This window comes from Serratia sp. T13T92 (genome assembly GCF_047530105.1).
Lineage (GTDB): Bacteria > Pseudomonadota > Gammaproteobacteria > Enterobacterales > Enterobacteriaceae > Chania > Chania fonticola.
The window spans coordinates 543,088-559,276 of the sequence record NZ_JBLJAK010000001.1; the positions used below are offsets into that span (position 1 = coordinate 543,088).

Consider the following 16,189-nt stretch of genomic DNA (forward strand, 5'->3'; position numbering starts at 1 on the left):
TCACTCAATCTGTTAACGCAAAAACTACCGTTTAGCGCGCTCAGCGCTCAGAGTAGCAATGCGCATAATCACCGCCACCGCCTGCTCCATCCCTTCCAGCGTAATAAACTCATGCTTGCCATGGAAGTTATAGCCACCGGTAAACAGGTTTGGACAAGGCAGCCCCTTGAAGGATAGCTGCGCACCATCGGTACCACCGCGGATCGGCTTCATCACCGGCTCAATATCGCAGTCCCGCATCGCCTGCTGTGCCAGCTCGATCACATGAGGATGCTCAGCCACCTGCTCACGCATGTTGTAGTAATTATCCTCGATCGCCACCTCAATGTAGCAATCCCGTGGTAACCCACGGCCAACCTTTTGCGCGACTTCAATCATCTTGCGCTTGCGTGCCTCAAAGCCTTCACGCTCAAAATCCCGCAAGATGTAATGCATCTCGGCACGTTCGACGTTCCCCTTGATGCTGTTGAGATGGTAAAAGCCCTGATACCCCTCAGTATGCTCCGGTGTTTCCTCGGCCGGTAGCTCCTGTTGGAAACGGGTTGCCAGCGACAGCGCGTTCACCATCACCCCTTTGGCACTGCCAGGGTGTACGTTATTACCGACGATTTTTACCGTCACTGCTGCTGCATTGAAGTTTTCACACTCCAGTTCGCCCACACCACCACCATCGACGGTATAGGCCCACTCTGCATCGAACGCGGCAACGTCAAAGAAATGCGCCCCTTTGCCTACTTCTTCATCCGGCGTGAACGCCACGCGGATATCGCCGTGAGGAATTTTTTGCTGCTTTAGCCGCACCATCGCGGTCAAGATCTCGGCAATCCCGGCTTTATCGTCAGCCCCCAACAGCGTTTTGCCGTCGGTGGTGATCAGCGTTTGCCCCAGCATCTGATGCAAGATCGGGAACATCACCGGCGATAACACTTCATCACCGATGCCCAAGGCAATGTCACCGCCGCGATAGTTTTCCACTATCTGCGGTGTCACATGCTTACCCGAAAAATCGGGTGAGGTATCAAGGTGAGAAATAAAGCCAATGGCCGGCACTGGCCAGCTCACATTGCCAGGCAGCGTGCCCATCACGCAGCCATGTTCGCTTAGCGATACCCGTTCAAACCCCAGCCCAATCATTTCCTGTTGCAACGCACGCGCCAGCTTCAGTTGCCCTTCGGTACTAGGCACATGTTTGACGTTCGCTTTAGCCTGTGTGTCAAATGAGACGTAGTTAAAAAAGCGATCTAGTAGTTTATCCATGGTTCCGCCCTCAGAATTTCGCGTTTCATTATGCGGAACCGATCCGGATCAAATATTGAGACAGGTCATTAATAATCAGATTTAACACAAATCATTAAAGCAAGTGATGGTTTAATAGGGTAACTACCGACGCAAAAATCGGCCAACTGGCATGACTTATGGGCGGTTTGGCTTTCAATTACCGGATTCTGCGTCTATCATGCGCCCTCTTAAATTTTTGATCGGCGCCGCTGGCTTTGAGCTTCAGTACCTGACGGGTCACTCCCGTAAGCTCGCGCAGTCTTTTCCAGCGGCGGTTCTATCTGCACCACCGTACGGGATAGAGACACTAAAATGACTGAACAATCCTCTTTGGTTACACTGAACGCCCTGAATAAAAGCTTTGACGGCAAAGAGATCATTCGCGATCTCAACCTTGAGATTAATGATGGTGAATTCCTGACCCTGCTTGGCCCTTCCGGCTGCGGGAAAACCACCGTGCTGCGGCTGATTGCCGGCTTGGAAAATGCCGACCACGGGCAGATCGTGCTCGACGGGCAAGACATCACCGCCATCCCGGCCGAGCATCGGCACGTTAACACCGTGTTTCAAAGCTATGCCCTGTTCCCCCATATGACCGTGTTTGAAAATGTCGCCTTTGGCCTGCGCATGCAGAAAACCCCAGAGGCGGAGTTAACGCCGCGCGTGGAGGAAGCCCTGCGCATGGTGCAATTGGACGAGTTCGCTCAGCGCCGCCCGCATCAGCTATCTGGAGGGCAACAACAACGGGTCGCGATTGCCCGGGCCGTGGTGAATAAACCTAAACTGTTACTGCTCGACGAGTCGCTTTCGGCACTGGACTACAAGCTGCGCAAGCAGATGCAGAACGAGTTGAAGGCGCTACAGCGCCAATTGGGCATCACCTTTGTGTTCGTCACGCACGATCAGGAAGAGGCGCTGACCATGTCCGATCGGATTGTGGTGATGCGCGACGGGCGAATAGAACAGGACGGCACCCCACGGGAAATCTATGAAGAGCCCAGGAACCTGTTTGTCGCCAGCTTTATCGGTGAGATCAATATCTTTGATGCGGTAGTGCTACATCGTATCGATCCGCAGCGGGTGCGCGCTCGTGTAGAAGGCCGTGAGTGTGATATCTACGCCGATCTCCCGGTCGAGCCAGGGCAATCCCTGAAGGTTCTGCTGCGCCCGGAAGATCTGCGCGTAGAAGAGGTGAACGACAGCGAGCAGATAGATGGCCTGGTCGGCTACGTGCGCGAACGCAACTATAAAGGCATGACGCTAGAATCGGTGGTTGAACTGGAAAACGGTAAGATGGTGATGGTCAGCGAATTCTTCAATGAAGACGATCCTGACTTTGACCACTCGTTAAACCAGAAGATGGCGATAACCTGGGTTGCAAGCTGGGAGGTAGTGCTGGCCGATGAAGAAATCGCGTAATTTGCTGCAAAACCTGGTGATCAGCGGCACCGTCGGCTGGCTGGTGCTGTTTGTTTTTCTGCCGAACCTGATGATCATCGGCACCAGTTTCCTCACCCGTGACGACGCCAATCTGGTGCAGATGGTGTTCACTCTGGATAATTACACCCGGCTGTTTGATCCCCTGTATGGCCAGGTGATGCTGCACTCGCTGAACATGGCGGCGATCGCCACCTTGTGCTGCCTGCTGCTGGGTTATCCCTTCGCCTTTATTCTGGCTCGCCTGCCGCAAAGGGTGCGCCCGCTGCTGCTGTTCCTGCTGATTGTACCCTTCTGGACCAACTCGCTGATCCGTATCTATGGCCTGAAGCTGTTTCTCAGCACCCGCGGCTATCTGAACGAGTTCCTGATGTGGGCCGGGATCATCGATACGCCGTTACGCATTATGTATACCTCTGGCGCCGTGGTGCTGGGGCTGGTCTACATCTTGCTGCCGTTTATGGTGATGCCGCTCTACTCCAGCCTGGAAAAGCTGGATAAATCCTGCCTGGAAGCGGCCCGCGATCTCGGGGCCAGCAAGCTGCAAACCTTTATCCGCATCATCATTCCGCTGACTATGCCAGGCATTATCGCCGGTTGCCTGCTGGTGCTGCTGCCCGCCATGGGCCTGTTCTACGTGGCCGACCTGATGGGCGGAGCCAAAAACCTGCTGATCGGTAACGTCATCAAGAGCCAGTTCCTGAATATCCGTGACTGGCCGTTTGGTGCCGCCACCAGCATTTGCCTGACGCTGGTGATGGGGCTGATGCTGTGGATCTATTACCGAGCCGCCAAGCTGCTGAACAAAAAGGGGGAGCTGGAATGATCGGACGCCTGTTGCGCGGTGGCTTTATGAGCCTGATTTACGCCTATCTCTATATTCCCATCGTGATCCTGATCGTTAACTCGTTCAACACCTCACGCTTTGGCATCAACTGGCGGGGTTTTACCACCTACTGGTACAGCATGTTGATGAACAACGACAGCCTGTTGCAAGCCGCTGGGCATTCACTGACCATGGCGGTGCTGTCCGCCAGCTTTGCGACCATGATCGGCTCTTTGGCGGCAGTGGCGTTATACCGCTATCGTTTTCGCGGGAAGCCCTTTGTCGGTGGCATGCTGTTTGTGGTGATGATGTCGCCGGATATCGTCATGGCCATCTCGCTGCTGGTGCTGTTTATGCTGCTGGGCGTCTCGTTGGGCTTCTGGTCGCTGTTATTTTCGCATATTACCTTCTGCCTGCCCTTTGTGGTGGTCACCGTCTATGCGCGCCTGAAGGGCTTTGACGTCAAGATGCTGGAGGCCGCACGCGATCTGGGTGCCAGCGAAATGGTGATCCTGCGCAAAATCATCCTGCCGTTGGCCATGCCCGCCGTCGCCGCCAGTTGGCTGCTAAGCTTCACGCTGTCGATGGATGATGTCGTGGTTTCTTCGTTCGTGACCGGGCCAAGCTACGAGATTTTGCCCTTGAAGATCTATTCGATGGTGAAGGTCGGCGTATCTCCTGAAGTGAACGCCCTTGCCACCATTCTGCTGGTATTATCGCTAGCGCTGGTGCTGACCAGCCAACTGCTGTTGCGCGATCGGCAAAAACACTGATTTGCCAACGGGATAAGCGTCTTTACCCCGCTGGGTACGCCACCTATAATGGCCGCTCTCTGGGGTATGGCGCATCACGCTATACTGTAAAAACACGCACTGCTAAAGGATCCGTACCATGAAAAAGTGGTCACATCTGCTCGCAGCCGGGATGATGGCACTGAGCCTTGGCTCGGCAAACGCCGCGGACGACGGCAAAACGCTCTATTTCTACAACTGGACCGAGTATGTCCCGCCTGGGCTGCTGGAACAGTTCACCAAAGAAACCGGTATCAAGGTGATTTACTCCACCTATGAATCCAACGAAAGCATGTATGCCAAGCTCAAAACCTACCGGGACGGCGCGTACGATCTGGTAGTCCCTTCCACCTATTTCATCGCCAAGATGAGCAAGGAGGGGATGCTGCAAAAGATCGACAAAAGCAAACTCAGCCACTTTAACGATCTCGATCCCAACCTGTTACACAAGCCGTTCGATCCCAACAATGATTACTCCATTCCCTATATCTGGGGCGCAACCGCCATTGGCGTCAATTCGGATGCCATTGATGCCAACACCGTAACCGCCTGGGCCGATCTGTGGAAACCGGAATACAAAGGCCGCGTGCTGCTCACCGATGATGCACGTGAAGTGTTCCAGGTCGCGCTACGTAAACTGGGTTATTCGGGCAATACCACCGATCCTAAGCAGATCGAGGCTGCCTATAACGAGCTCAAGAAGCTGATGCCAAACGTGCTGGCGTTTAACTCCGATAATCCGGGTAATCCGTATATGGAAGGTGAAGTCGATCTGGGCATGGTATGGAACGGTTCCGCCTATGTCGCGCGCCAGGCCGGTACCCCACTGGAGATTGTCTGGCCGAAAGAAGGCGGGATCTTCTGGATGGATAGCCTGGCCATTCCGGCTAACGCCAAAAACGTCGAGGGAGCGTTGAAGCTGATCGACTTCCTGCTGCGCCCAGAGATCGCGGTGCAGGTGGCGGAAACCATCGGTTACCCTACTCCCAATCTGGCCGCGAGAAAGCTGCTACCTAAAGAGATCGCCAACGACAAGTCGCTGTATCCAGATGATGCGGTGATTGAGAACGGTGAATGGCAAAACGATGTGGGTGATACCAGTACGCTGTATGAAACCTACTTCCAGCAGCTAAAAGCTGGGCGCTGAGGCCCCTCACCCCAACCCTCTCCCACAGGGAGAGGGAGCTGTCCTGAGCGCGTACGTTAGCCCGAGCAGCTCCGGAAAGCAGGGAGTAAGAACCAGTAAAACAAGGTATTACGCAAAGCAATCAACGAACTCGATCGGTCCCCTCTCCCTGTGGGAAATGGAGCTGTCCTGAGCGCGTACGTTAGCCCGAGCAGCTCCGGAAAGCAGGGAGTAAGAACCAGTAAAACAAGGTATTACGCAAAGCAATCAACGAACTCGATCGGTCCCCTCTCCCTGTGGGAAAGGGAGCTGTCCTGAGCGCGTACATTAGCCCGAGCAGCTCTGGAAAGCAGGGAATAAGAACAAGTAAAACAAGATATTACGCAAAGCAATCAACGAACTCGATCGGTCCCCTCTCCCTGTGGGAGAGGGTTAGGGTGAGGGGCATACTAAAGCCACCAATCTCACCCAACATTCTGCTAAGGCTTATCCGCCCGCTCGACCTTGCCCATCAGGAATTTGTGCACAAAGCGTGGCACCACTTCGCTGGCCGGACCGTAATGCTTCTCTTCGAACTGGCTTTCTACCAGGCTTGGCTCCAGATTCAGCTCCATGGTATAAGCCCCGCCCAACCGTGCCTCGTGAACAAAACCTGCCGCCGGGTAAACATTGCCAGAGGTGCCAATCGCGATAAAGAAATCGGCCTTGGCCAACGCGGCGTAAATCTCATCCATCCCCAACGGCATTTCACCAAACCACACCACGTGGGGTCGCAGAGGCGCAGGGAACTGGCAACAGTGGCAACGTTCATCCACGCTCAGGTCTCCCAACCATTCCACCACCTGCCCAGAGCTGGTGCAGCGCACTTTCAGCAGTTCGCCATGCATATGCAGCACCTGCTTGCTACCGGCCCGCTCGTGCAGGTTGTCGATATTTTGCGTAACCAGCAGGAAGTTCTCCTCCCCCAGCCACTCTTCCAAATCAGCCAGCGCACGATGAGCCGCATTAGGGCTGATATCCGACTGCTGTAGCTGCCGGCGGCGCGCATTATAAAACTCCTGCACCAAGGCAGGATCGCGCTGAAAACCGTCCAGGGTGGCGACATCTTCCACCTTGTGCTCTTCCCACAGCCCATCGGCAGCGCGGAAAGTACGGATGCCGGACTCGGCAGAGATCCCTGCCCCCGTCAACACCACGACAAACGGCTTTTTCAGCTCTGCCGCCGCCATGGTATCGCGTTGGAATATCCGCGAGCGAAAACGCTGATGCCGCACATGCTTACTCTTGCGAAACTGACACAACCGATGGCGAGTGTGCATGAACTCTCCTTATTTATGACTTTCCACCAAATTGAGGAACGCTGCCCCACGAACACCACCGGCATCGCCATAGCGCGCCTTCTCGATGCGTGGCAGTTTGGCTACCCGTAACAAATGGGCAGGCAAACGCTGGGGCAACGCCTGATAAATTGCGGCAAAATTCGATAAGCCGCCGCCAATCACCACCAGGTGGGGGTCGATGATGGTCAGCAGGTTGCCCAGGCAAATGGCCAGGACATCCAGAAAACGTTCTACGTGTGCTACAGCCTGTGGTTCACCGGCCTGATAATGCGCAATGATTTGCTGCGCTGGCAACTGTTGTTGATAAAAATGCGCGTACATCCACTCAAATCCGCGGCCCGAGATGTAATTCTCGATGCAACCGTCATGGCCGCAGCCACAGGGAACGCGAGGAATATCACGCCCGAGCACCTCCAGCGCATCCACCGGCAAGCGGAAGTGGCCAAACTCTCCGGTGATAAAGTTACGCCCAGAGACCACTTTACCATTAACGATCAAACCACCACCAACTCCGGTGCCCAGGATGATACCCAGCACCGTCGGGTAATGGCGAAACTCTTCGTCCCAAGCTTCCGAGAGCGTGAAGCAGTTGGCGTCGTTATCGACCTTGACCTCACGGCCAATCAGCGCGCTCAGATCGCGCGGCAACGGCTGCCCCATTGCGGCCGGGACGTTGGCGGTAAACAAGGTACCATCTTCGTTTGGCAACCCGGGAATGCCGATGCCCACCAGCCCTTGCGAACCACAAACGGCATCGGCCTCATGGGTGAGATCGCGTAATACCGCCAGCAATTGCCGGTAGTCGTCACGCGGCGTCGGCACCCGCTTTTGCCAGATACGTTGCAGATTGGCGTCGAACACCCCAAGTTCAATCTTGGTGCCGCCCATGTCGAAACCGTAGTACATAACTCGCCCTCAGGGTAAAAAAATGGGGCCCGCTACTGGCCCCAGGTTTTTATTACTGCCCGCTCAATACGCGGGCCGGATCGATGCGGCTGGCACGTCTGGCCGGATACCAACTGGCCAGCAGGCTAAGCACGATTGCCGTACCCAGTACGATCGCCACATCAAGCCAGTGCAGCTCGGACGGCAGGAAATCGATAAAGTAGATATCGCCAGACAAGAAAGAGTGGCCCATCAGCTTTTCGATGCCCTTGATGATATTGGTCAACTGTAGCGAGGCGATCACTCCAACCACTACTCCACTAAGGCTACCTACCAGCCCGGCCAACAAGCCATACCAGACAAAGATGGCGCGGATAAAGCCGTCTTTGGCTCCCAGCGTACGCAGCACGGCAATGTCGCCGCTCTTGTCCTTCACCGCCATCACCAGGGTGGAAACAATGTTGAAACAGGCCACGCCGATCACCAGCACCATCGCCAGATACATGATGGCGCGGATCATCTGAATGTCGCGATACATAAAGCCGTAGGTGCCAATCCAGCTCTTGATATAGACGGTGGCATCGGCGACTTCTCCGGCGTCACGCACCAGCTTGTTAGCGGCGAACACGTCGTTAACCTTGATGGCGATACCGGTGACACTGTCACCCATATCCAGATATTGCTGGGCATCCGCCAACGGCACCATAGCCATGCTGTGATCGAGCTGGCCGCTAAGTTGCAGAATACCGGTGACATGCAGGCGAATACGCTTCGGCTGCAACAGCTTCATCTCAGGATCGCTGTTGGGGATCATCACCGTGACGTAAGAGCCCTGCTTCACGCCCAGAGCGTCAGCCACCCCTTTGCCCAGGATCACCTGCTGCTCACCGCTTTTGAAGTTTGCCCAGGCATCGCCCTGCACATAACTTGGCAGCGCGCTGAGCTGTTTTTCCTGCGCAGGATCCACCCCTTTTACCTGCACGGCGCGTAGCTGAGCACCATTTTCCATCAGCCCGGTAAAGTTGATATAGGGTGCCGCAGCAACAATGCCCGGTACCTTTTCGACCCGTTGCAGGATCTCCGGCCAGCCGGTGAACGGTTGTTTGACCGGTTCGATCTCGCCGTGCGGCACCACCGCCAGAATACGGTTTTGCAGTTCACGTTCGAAGCCGTTCATCGCGCTCAACCCGACGATCAGCACCGCCACGCCCAGCGCGATGCCGATGGTGGAGATCACCGAGATTAACGAAACCATGCCGCCGCGCCGCCGGCCACGGCTAAAACGCAGCGCCATCAGCAATGAAAGTGGCGAAGCGCTCATTACTCGGCCCCCATCAGGGTCAGTTGCGCCTGTAGATGGCCGTCTGCCATTTCCAACTGGCGGCTCAGGCGCTTAGCAAGTTGCAGATCGTGGGTGACCACCAAAAATGCGGTGCCCTGCCGTACGTTCAATTCGCCCAGCAGATCGAAGATGCTGTCTGCGGTGCGTTTATCCAGGTTGCCGGTAGGCTCATCCGCCAACACCAGCGAAGGGTTATTCACCAACGCACGGGCAATCGCCACGCGCTGACGTTCACCGCCGGAAAGCTCGGACGGGCGATGTTTGCTACGTTTTTCCAAGCCCACGGCCGCCAACATCTCCAGCGCCTTTTCCTTCGCCAGCGCCGGTTTCATGCCACCGATCAGCAGCGGCATCGCGGCGTTCTCCAGCGCGGTGAAATCTGGCAGCAGATGATGGAACTGATAGATAAAGCCGAGCTGGCGGTTGCGCAGCTCCGCTTTGGCAGTGGAAGAAAGCTTGTTCAACGACTGCCCTTTGTAGATCACCTCACCAGAGGTAGGTGAATCAAGCCCCCCCAGCAGGTGCAGCAAGGTGCTTTTACCGGAACCCGAGCTGCCGACGATCGCCATCATCTCGCCCGGTTGCATGGCAAAACTGACATTGCGCAGCACGTCGGTATGCAAGTTGCCTTCCTGATAGGTTTTACACAGGCGCTCACACTGCAATAAAGGATGGTTACTCATAACGTAAAGCCTCAGCGGGTTGTACGGCGGCAGCGCGCCATGAAGGGTAAAGCGTGGATAACAGCGAGACCGCCATCGCCACTACGGCAATGATCGTGACCTGGATAGGGTCAACCGCCACCGGCAGAGAAGCCCCGTCGATCAACGCGCCAAGGATTGGCATCAGGTTGTTTAGATTGGTGGCAAGCAGAACGCCCAACAGCGTTCCCAGTAGCGAGCCGATAATCCCGGCGCTGGCCCCCTGCACCATAAAGACCGACATGATCTGCCGCCGCGTCAGGCCCAGGGTTTGCAGAATGGCCACTTCGCCCTGCTTCTCCATCACCAACAGGCCCAGCGAGGTAATGATATTGAATGCCGCCACCGCCACGATCAGGCTAAGCAGCAGCCCCATCATGTTTTTCTCCATGCGCACCGCCTGGAACAGCTCGCCCTTGCGCTCACGCCAGTCTTTCCACTGGGTGCCTTCCGGCAGCGTTTGCTGGCTAAGGGTGTCAACGCTCAACGGCTGTTGCAGGAACAGACGCCAGCCGGTGATATTGCCCGCAGGGTAGCGCATCAGACGTGAAGCATCTTGCTGGTTCGCCAGCAACTGATAACCGTCCACTTCACTATTGGCGTGGAAAGTGCCAATCACGGTGAACAGACGTTGGCTCGGGATGCGGCCCATCGGGGTAAACTGGCTGGCGCTCGGCACCATCAGACGCAGTTGATCGCCACGCTTGACGCCCAACTGCCCGGCAAGCTGCTCACCGATAATCAGGTTGTACTCACCCGGTTGCAGCTGTTGCTGTTTAACGTTGACCAGATAAGGCGTCAGCGGATCGGGCTGCTGCGGGTCAACCCCCAACATGACGCCAACGGCCACGCTGCGAGCGCTTTGCAGCACCACATCGCCGGTAGTCAGCGGGGTGACCCGGGTGACACCATGCAGGTTTTGCACGGCAGAGGCTGGCAGCTGTTCAGGGTTGATTGAACCCTGTTTGCTGGTGATCAGCGCCTGCGGCATGAGCCCCAGGATGTTGTTTTCGAGATCTTTCTCGAAGCCATTCATCACTGAAAGCACCGTCACCAACGCCATCACCCCCAGCGTAATGCCAATGGTGGATAGCCAGGAAACAAACCGCCCAAAGCGGTCTGAGGCTCGCCCGCGCATATAACGCAGGCCAATAAATAACGCGACAGGTTGATACATGAAATCCGTTTTGTTGCCGTAGCTTAAGCAAAGTGATCAAGGATAATAAAGGCTCTACCGGGTTTATGGAACCTCCCGGCCGGTTTTATTCATCATGTTTGCACGGGTTTACAGAAAATGCCGGATTTTGACCTTCCTGAAGACACGGTTGTTTCCGCTGATAGCCGTTTAACCGTTTGACAATCCGTTTACAACGGGCAAATTAATAGGCTGAACGAATCAATGCCAACCACATGAGGTAGTCATGACCGTTACGTCCCACTGCATCACCGCCGCCGATATTGCCAAAGCGGCCGAAATCCTGCAAAACCACGCGATCCGCACGCCGGTAATGACTTCCCGCCAGGCGGATGAGATCGCCGGTGCCCAGCTCTTTTTCAAATGCGAGAATTTCCAGCGCATTGGGGCCTTTAAATTCCGTGGGGCCTATAACGCCATCAGCCAGTTGACCCCAGCCCAGCGCCAGGCCGGAGTGATAGCCTTCTCATCCGGTAACCATGCGCAGGCCATGGCGTTGGCGGCCCGTGAGCTTGGGGTAAGCGTCACCATCGTGATGCCACATGACGCCCCCTCCGCCAAACTGGCGGCAACACGCGGCTATGGAGCTAACGTGGTGATCTATCAGCGGCAAACCGAAGACCGGGAAGCCATCACCCAACGGTTAGCGGCGGAAAAGGGCTTAACGGTGATCCCACCTTACGATTATCCGCAGGTGATGGCTGGCCAAGGCACCGCAGCTAAAGAGTTGATCGAAGAAGTTGGCCCGTTGGATATTCTGCTGGTTTGTACCGGTGGCGGCGGGTTGCTCTCTGGATGCGCCATTGCAGCACATCACTGGTCGCCCGGTTGCCGGGTATTTGGCGTCGAACCCGAAGCGGGCAACGATGTGCAACAGGCGTTCCGCAGCGGTGAAAAAGTGTGGATCCCAGTACCGAAAACCATTGCCGACGGCGCACAAACCCAGCAGGTGGGCAATCTCACCTTCCCGATCATTCAACACTATGTGGAAGATATTCTGACGGTGACCGACCAACAGCTATGCCAGCAAATGCGTTTCTTTATGGAGCGGATGAAGATGGTGGTCGAACCGACCGGTTGCCTGGCTGCCGCTGCGGCGATGAATCAGGTCATCGATCTGCGGGGCAAAAAAGTCGGGGTGATCGTCAGCGGTGGTAACGTGGACGTCGATAAAATCGGCCAGTACCTCGCCATGGCGCAGGATTGATTAAATTACCGCCAACAGGAAGCTTGCTCGCGCTTTTACCGGTGTCAGTTTATACGCCGCTGGGCTAGTATAACCAAGGTATACCCGTCGTCTTTCAAGCTGCAGCGTTGTTACCTGCACTATCTCACCCCAGTCACTTACAAAAGTAAGCTCCTGGGGATGAGATAGCTTGGCGCCTAGCTGCAACTTGAAATCCATAGGGTATAAGGAATGAGTAATTCTTTGTGACAAGCAAACAGGATTTTGTGGTATTCACACGTCAAGCGCCACGGTGAACACCACAAAAACTGTTATTCAATTCATTGATTAAAGATAACTGAATGAGCATTTCTGATAAAAGCCGCAGCTCCGCATCCTCCTACCGTTATTCTCTTCCTGACCGCGCGGGCGATTTACGCCAGCTAGGGCAGCTCACCGGTTCTGCCTGTGCCGTTGAATGCGCCGAAATCGCCGAACGCCATCCCGGCCCGGTGATGCTCATCGCCCCGGATATGCAGAATGCATTGCGGTTGCGTGACGAAATCCAGCAGTTTACCGATCAGATCGTGACCACCCTTTCCGACTGGGAAACGCTGCCATACGACAGCTTCTCGCCCCATCAGGAAATCATCTCGGCGCGGCTTTCCAGCCTGTATCATCTGCCGACCATGGCACGCGGCATCATCATTCTGCCGGTGAATACACTGATGCAACGCGTCTGCCCGCATGAGTTCCTGCATGGCCATGCGTTGGTGATGAAAAAGGGCCAACGGCTGTCGCGGGATCTGCTGCGGTCACAGTTGGAACAGGCCGGTTACCGCAGCGTCGATCAGGTAATGGAACATGGCGAATTTGCTACGCGCGGTGCGCTGCTGGATCTGTATCCCATGGGCAGCGAAGAGCCTTATCGCATCGACTTTTTCGACGACGAGATCGACAGCCTGCGCACCTTTGATGTGGATAACCAGCGCACGTTGAGCGAAGTAGACGCCATCAACCTGCTGCCAGCGCACGAGTTCCCGACCGATAAGGCCGCCATTGAGCTGTTCCGCAGCCAGTGGCGTGAACAGTTTGAAGTCCGTCGCGACGCCGAACATATTTATCAGCAAGTGAGTAAAGGCACCTGGCCTGCCGGTATCGAATACTGGCAACCGCTGTTCTTCAGCCAGCCTCTGCCCTCGCTTTTCAGCTATCTGCCAGCCAATACGCTGCTCGTCAACACTGGAAATCTGGAAGGCGCCGCCGAGCGTTTCTGGCTTGATGTCAATCAACGCTATGAGAACCGGCGGATCGATCCGATGCGGCCGCTGCTGGCCCCGGATACCCTATGGCTGCGGGTCGATGCGCTGTTTGCCGAACTGAAAGCCTGGCCGCGGATGGCGTTGAAAACCGAGGAACTGCCTGCCAAAGCCGGTTGCACCAACCTGGGCTATCAAACCCTGCCGGATCTCGCCGTCCAGGCCCAGCAGAAAGCCCCGCTGGATAATCTGCGGCGCTTTATTGAAAGCTTCACCGGTGGCGTGGTCTTCTCGGTAGAGAGTGAAGGCCGCCGCGAAACCCTGCAAGATCTGCTTGGCCGCATCAAGCTAAGCACCAGCCTGATCCACCATCTGGATGAGGTCGAGACGCAGGGCCGTTACATGATGGTCGGAGCTTCCGAGCGTGGCTTCCTGGATACGCTGCGTGACCGGGCGTTGATCTGTGAAAGCGATCTGCTCGGTGAACGCGTCAGCCGCCGTCGGCAGGATAATCGCCGCACCATCAATACCGATACCCTGATCCGCAACCTGGCAGAGCTGCACCCAGGGCAGCCGGTGGTGCATCTGGAACACGGCGTTGGCCGCTACGTTGGCCTGACGACGCTGGAAGCCGGGGGGATCAAAGCCGAATATCTGATCCTCTCCTATGCCGGTGAGGACAAGCTGTACGTGCCGGTTTCTTCCCTGCACCTGATCAGCCGCTATGCCGGGGGAGCCGACGAAAATGCCCCGCTCCACCGTCTTGGTGGAGATGTGTGGTCGAGAGCCAGGCAGAAAGCTGCCGAACGCGTGCGCGACGTGGCCGCCGAGCTGTTGGACATTTACGCCCAACGTGCCGCCAAGAGCGGTTTTGCGTTCAAACATAATCGTGAACAATATCAACTGTTCTGCCAGACCTTCCCGTTTGAGACCACGCCGGATCAGGAACAGGCCATCAACGCGGTACTGAGCGATATGTGCCAGCCGCTGGCGATGGACCGTCTGGTGTGCGGCGACGTTGGCTTTGGTAAAACCGAAGTGGCGATGCGTGCCGCCTTCCTGGCCGTCGAAAATGGTAAACAGGTCGCGGTACTGGTGCCGACAACCCTGCTGGCGCAGCAGCACTTCGACAACTTCCGCGATCGCTTTGCCACCTGGCCAATCCGCATCGAGATGATGTCGCGTTTTCGCAGCGCCAAAGAGCAGCAGCAGATCCTGGAAGAGGCGGCCGAGGGCAAAGTCGATATCCTCATTGGCACCCATAAGCTATTGCAGAGCGATCTGCGCTGGAAAGATCTGGGGCTGTTGGTGGTTGATGAAGAACACCGCTTTGGCGTACGCCACAAAGAGCGCATCAAGGCAATGCGTGCAGACGTAGATATTCTGACGTTAACCGCCACACCGATCCCGCGAACCCTGAATATGGCCATGAGCGGCATGCGCGATCTGTCGATCATTGCTACCCCACCGGCCCGCCGTCTGGCAGTGAAAACCTTTGTCCGCGAGTACGACAGCCTGGTGGTGCGCGAGGCCATCTTGCGTGAGGTACTGCGCGGCGGCCAGGTGTATTACCTGTATAACGACGTCGAGAATATCGATAAGGCCGCCGAACGCCTGGCGGAGCTGGTGCCAGAAGCGCGGATTGCCATTGGCCACGGCCAGATGCGGGAACGCGATCTGGAACGGGTGATGAACGATTTCCACCACCAGCGCTTCAACGTGCTGGTCTGTACCACCATTATTGAAACCGGCATCGATATCCCCAGCGCTAATACCATCATTATCGAACGGGCCGACCGCTTTGGCTTGGCGCAGCTGCATCAGCTGCGTGGTCGCGTCGGGCGTTCGCACCATCAGGCCTATGCTTATCTGTTAACGCCAAACCCGAAGGTCATGAGCACCGACGCACACAAGCGGTTGGAAGCGATTGCCTCGCTGGAAGATTTGGGGGCCGGGTTCGCGCTCGCCACCCACGATTTGGAAATCCGCGGTGCCGGCGAGCTGCTGGGGGAAGATCAGAGCGGCCAGATGACCACCGTGGGCTTCTCGCTGTATATGGAGCTGTTAGAAAGCGCCGTCGACGCCCTGAAGAACGGGCGAGAGCCTTCGCTGGAAGATCTCACCAGCAATCAGACGGAAGTGGAACTGCGCATGCCAGCACTGCTGCCCGATGACTTTATCCCAGACGTGAATACCCGTTTGTCCTTCTATAAACGCATTGCCAGCGCTAAAAATGAGGGTGAACTGGAGGAGCTGAAAGTCGAGCTGATCGATCGCTTTGGCCTGCTGCCGGATGCGGCGCGTAATCTGCTGCAAAGCGCGGCGATGCGTCAACAGGCGCAGATACTGGGGATCAAGCGTATCGAAGGCAACGAACGCGGGGGCTTTATCGAGTTTGGCGAGAAGAACCGGGTCGATCCGGGTTATCTGATTGGCTTGCTGCAAAGCAAACCGCAGGTTTACCGTCTGGATGGGCCGACCAAGCTGAAGTTTATGCTGGATCTCACTGATCGGGTCGAACGACTGAAGTTTATCGGAGAGCTGCTGGCGGCGTTCAGAGAGCATACTTTGGCAGTTTGATGGTCAATGTCCCCTTGTATGTTTAAAGGCACTTTAGTTACCCGCCCAAAGGCGGGTAGACTTTAACCGAGCTGTACCTGATGCCACAGCCCGTTTCCCCTCTGGCACAACAAGCCCGCGGGAGAGCTTATGGCGCGGCGTCAGTTTTCCTGTTAACCCGAACAGCTGCCAGGGCGGCAATTGACAACGCGTTTATTGATGCTCACCGCGCTACGTTCCAGTGGACTGCGCCTGGGGGAGTGGTACGAAATTAATCTAGATCGG

At 56.1% G+C, this 16,189-nt stretch carries 12 protein-coding genes; 6 read left to right on the top strand and 6 right to left on the bottom strand.

Translation table 11 applies throughout. The features are described from left to right. Positions 1–24: 24 nt before the first annotated feature. Positions 25–1,257, bottom strand: coding sequence for a peptidase T (gene pepT / locus ACMV5I_RS02530; RefSeq protein ID WP_024485244.1), 1,233 nt, complete (start codon positions 1,255–1,257; stop codon positions 25–27). A gap of 333 nt (positions 1,258–1,590) precedes the next feature. On the opposite strand from pepT, the gene potA reads away from it, so the two are divergent. From potA to potD, 4 genes are all read left to right on the top strand, one after another. Next, positions 1,591–2,697 carry a spermidine/putrescine ABC transporter ATP-binding protein PotA gene (potA, locus tag ACMV5I_RS02535; protein WP_414823593.1) on the top strand — a complete coding sequence of 369 codons (1,107 nt, stop codon included), beginning with the start codon at positions 1,591–1,593 and terminating at the stop codon, positions 2,695–2,697. Further along, entirely contained in the window at positions 2,681–3,541 is an 861-nt protein-coding gene (potB, locus tag ACMV5I_RS02540; RefSeq protein WP_024485242.1) for a spermidine/putrescine ABC transporter permease PotB, read from the top strand. Before potA ends, potB begins: the two co-directional genes overlap by 17 nt. Continuing rightward, positions 3,538–4,314, top strand: coding sequence for a spermidine/putrescine ABC transporter permease PotC (potC, locus tag ACMV5I_RS02545; protein WP_414823594.1), 777 nt, complete (start codon positions 3,538–3,540; stop codon positions 4,312–4,314). Before potB ends, potC begins: the two co-directional genes overlap by 4 nt. 118 nt (positions 4,315–4,432) lie before the next feature. Next, on the top strand, positions 4,433–5,479 hold the full coding sequence (gene potD / locus ACMV5I_RS02550; protein WP_141131984.1) for a spermidine/putrescine ABC transporter substrate-binding protein PotD: 1,047 nt from the start codon (positions 4,433–4,435) through the stop codon (positions 5,477–5,479). 458 nt (positions 5,480–5,937) lie between these two features. Here the strand turns inward: potD and cobB are convergent, their stop codons facing one another. Genes cobB through lolC form a run of 5 tightly spaced genes read right to left on the bottom strand, consistent with a single transcriptional unit; the run spans position 5,938 to position 10,903 of the window. Continuing rightward, positions 5,938–6,777 (bottom strand): Sir2 family NAD+-dependent deacetylase, encoded by an 840-nt coding sequence (cobB, locus tag ACMV5I_RS02555; RefSeq protein WP_141131983.1) that lies wholly within the window; start codon positions 6,775–6,777, stop codon positions 5,938–5,940. 9 nt (positions 6,778–6,786) lie between these two features. Continuing rightward, positions 6,787–7,704, bottom strand: a complete 918-nt coding sequence (nagK, locus tag ACMV5I_RS02560) for an N-acetylglucosamine kinase (protein ID WP_202728161.1) — start codon at positions 7,702–7,704, stop codon at positions 6,787–6,789. Between the two features lie 52 nt (positions 7,705–7,756). Continuing rightward, a complete protein-coding gene (gene lolE, locus ACMV5I_RS02565; RefSeq protein WP_121606601.1) occupies positions 7,757–9,004 on the bottom strand; it encodes a lipoprotein-releasing ABC transporter permease subunit LolE in 1,248 nt (415 codons plus the stop codon). Then, positions 9,004–9,708 (bottom strand): lipoprotein-releasing ABC transporter ATP-binding protein LolD, encoded by a 705-nt coding sequence (lolD, locus tag ACMV5I_RS02570; RefSeq protein ID WP_024485237.1) that lies wholly within the window; start codon positions 9,706–9,708, stop codon positions 9,004–9,006. The genes lolE and lolD overlap by 1 nt, the downstream gene beginning before the upstream one ends. Next, complete coding sequence (lolC, locus tag ACMV5I_RS02575) at positions 9,701–10,903, bottom strand: lipoprotein-releasing ABC transporter permease subunit LolC (protein WP_065685925.1); 1,203 nt, start codon at positions 10,901–10,903, stop codon at positions 9,701–9,703. The genes lolD and lolC overlap by 8 nt, the downstream gene beginning before the upstream one ends. Before the next feature lie 244 nt (positions 10,904–11,147). Here lolC and ACMV5I_RS02580 point away from each other — a divergent pair, with 244 nt between their 5' ends. Together ACMV5I_RS02580 and mfd are read left to right on the top strand one after the other, a co-directional pair. After that, the gene (locus tag ACMV5I_RS02580) at positions 11,148–12,128 is read left to right on the top strand and encodes a threo-3-hydroxy-L-aspartate ammonia-lyase (RefSeq protein WP_202671167.1); all 981 of its coding nucleotides are present in this window, start codon (positions 11,148–11,150) and stop codon (positions 12,126–12,128) included. A gap of 320 nt (positions 12,129–12,448) precedes the next feature. Continuing rightward, positions 12,449–15,925: a transcription-repair coupling factor gene (gene mfd, locus ACMV5I_RS02585; RefSeq protein ID WP_414823595.1), complete on the top strand. Its 3,477-nt coding sequence runs from the start codon at positions 12,449–12,451 to the stop codon at positions 15,923–15,925. Positions 15,926–16,189 lie beyond the last annotated feature (264 nt).

Bases quoted from the DNA above. Each gene is read 5' to 3' on its own strand.
- pepT (WP_024485244.1), bottom strand. From the start codon at position 1,257: ATGGATAAACTACTAGATCGCTTTTTTAACTACGTCTCATTTGACACA.
- potA (WP_414823593.1), top strand. From the start codon at position 1,591: ATGACTGAACAATCCTCTTTGGTTACACTGAACGCCCTGAATAAAAGC.
- potB (WP_024485242.1), top strand. From the start codon at position 2,681: ATGAAGAAATCGCGTAATTTGCTGCAAAACCTGGTGATCAGCGGCACC.
- potC (WP_414823594.1), top strand. From the start codon at position 3,538: ATGATCGGACGCCTGTTGCGCGGTGGCTTTATGAGCCTGATTTACGCC.
- potD (WP_141131984.1), top strand. From the start codon at position 4,433: ATGAAAAAGTGGTCACATCTGCTCGCAGCCGGGATGATGGCACTGAGC.
- cobB (WP_141131983.1), bottom strand. From the start codon at position 6,777: ATGCACACTCGCCATCGGTTGTGTCAGTTTCGCAAGAGTAAGCATGTG.
- nagK (WP_202728161.1), bottom strand. From the start codon at position 7,704: ATGTACTACGGTTTCGACATGGGCGGCACCAAGATTGAACTTGGGGTG.
- lolE (WP_121606601.1), bottom strand. From the start codon at position 9,004: ATGAGCGCTTCGCCACTTTCATTGCTGATGGCGCTGCGTTTTAGCCGT.
- lolD (WP_024485237.1), bottom strand. From the start codon at position 9,708: ATGAGTAACCATCCTTTATTGCAGTGTGAGCGCCTGTGTAAAACCTAT.
- lolC (WP_065685925.1), bottom strand. From the start codon at position 10,903: ATGTATCAACCTGTCGCGTTATTTATTGGCCTGCGTTATATGCGCGGG.
- ACMV5I_RS02580 (WP_202671167.1), top strand. From the start codon at position 11,148: ATGACCGTTACGTCCCACTGCATCACCGCCGCCGATATTGCCAAAGCG.
- mfd (WP_414823595.1), top strand. From the start codon at position 12,449: ATGAGCATTTCTGATAAAAGCCGCAGCTCCGCATCCTCCTACCGTTAT.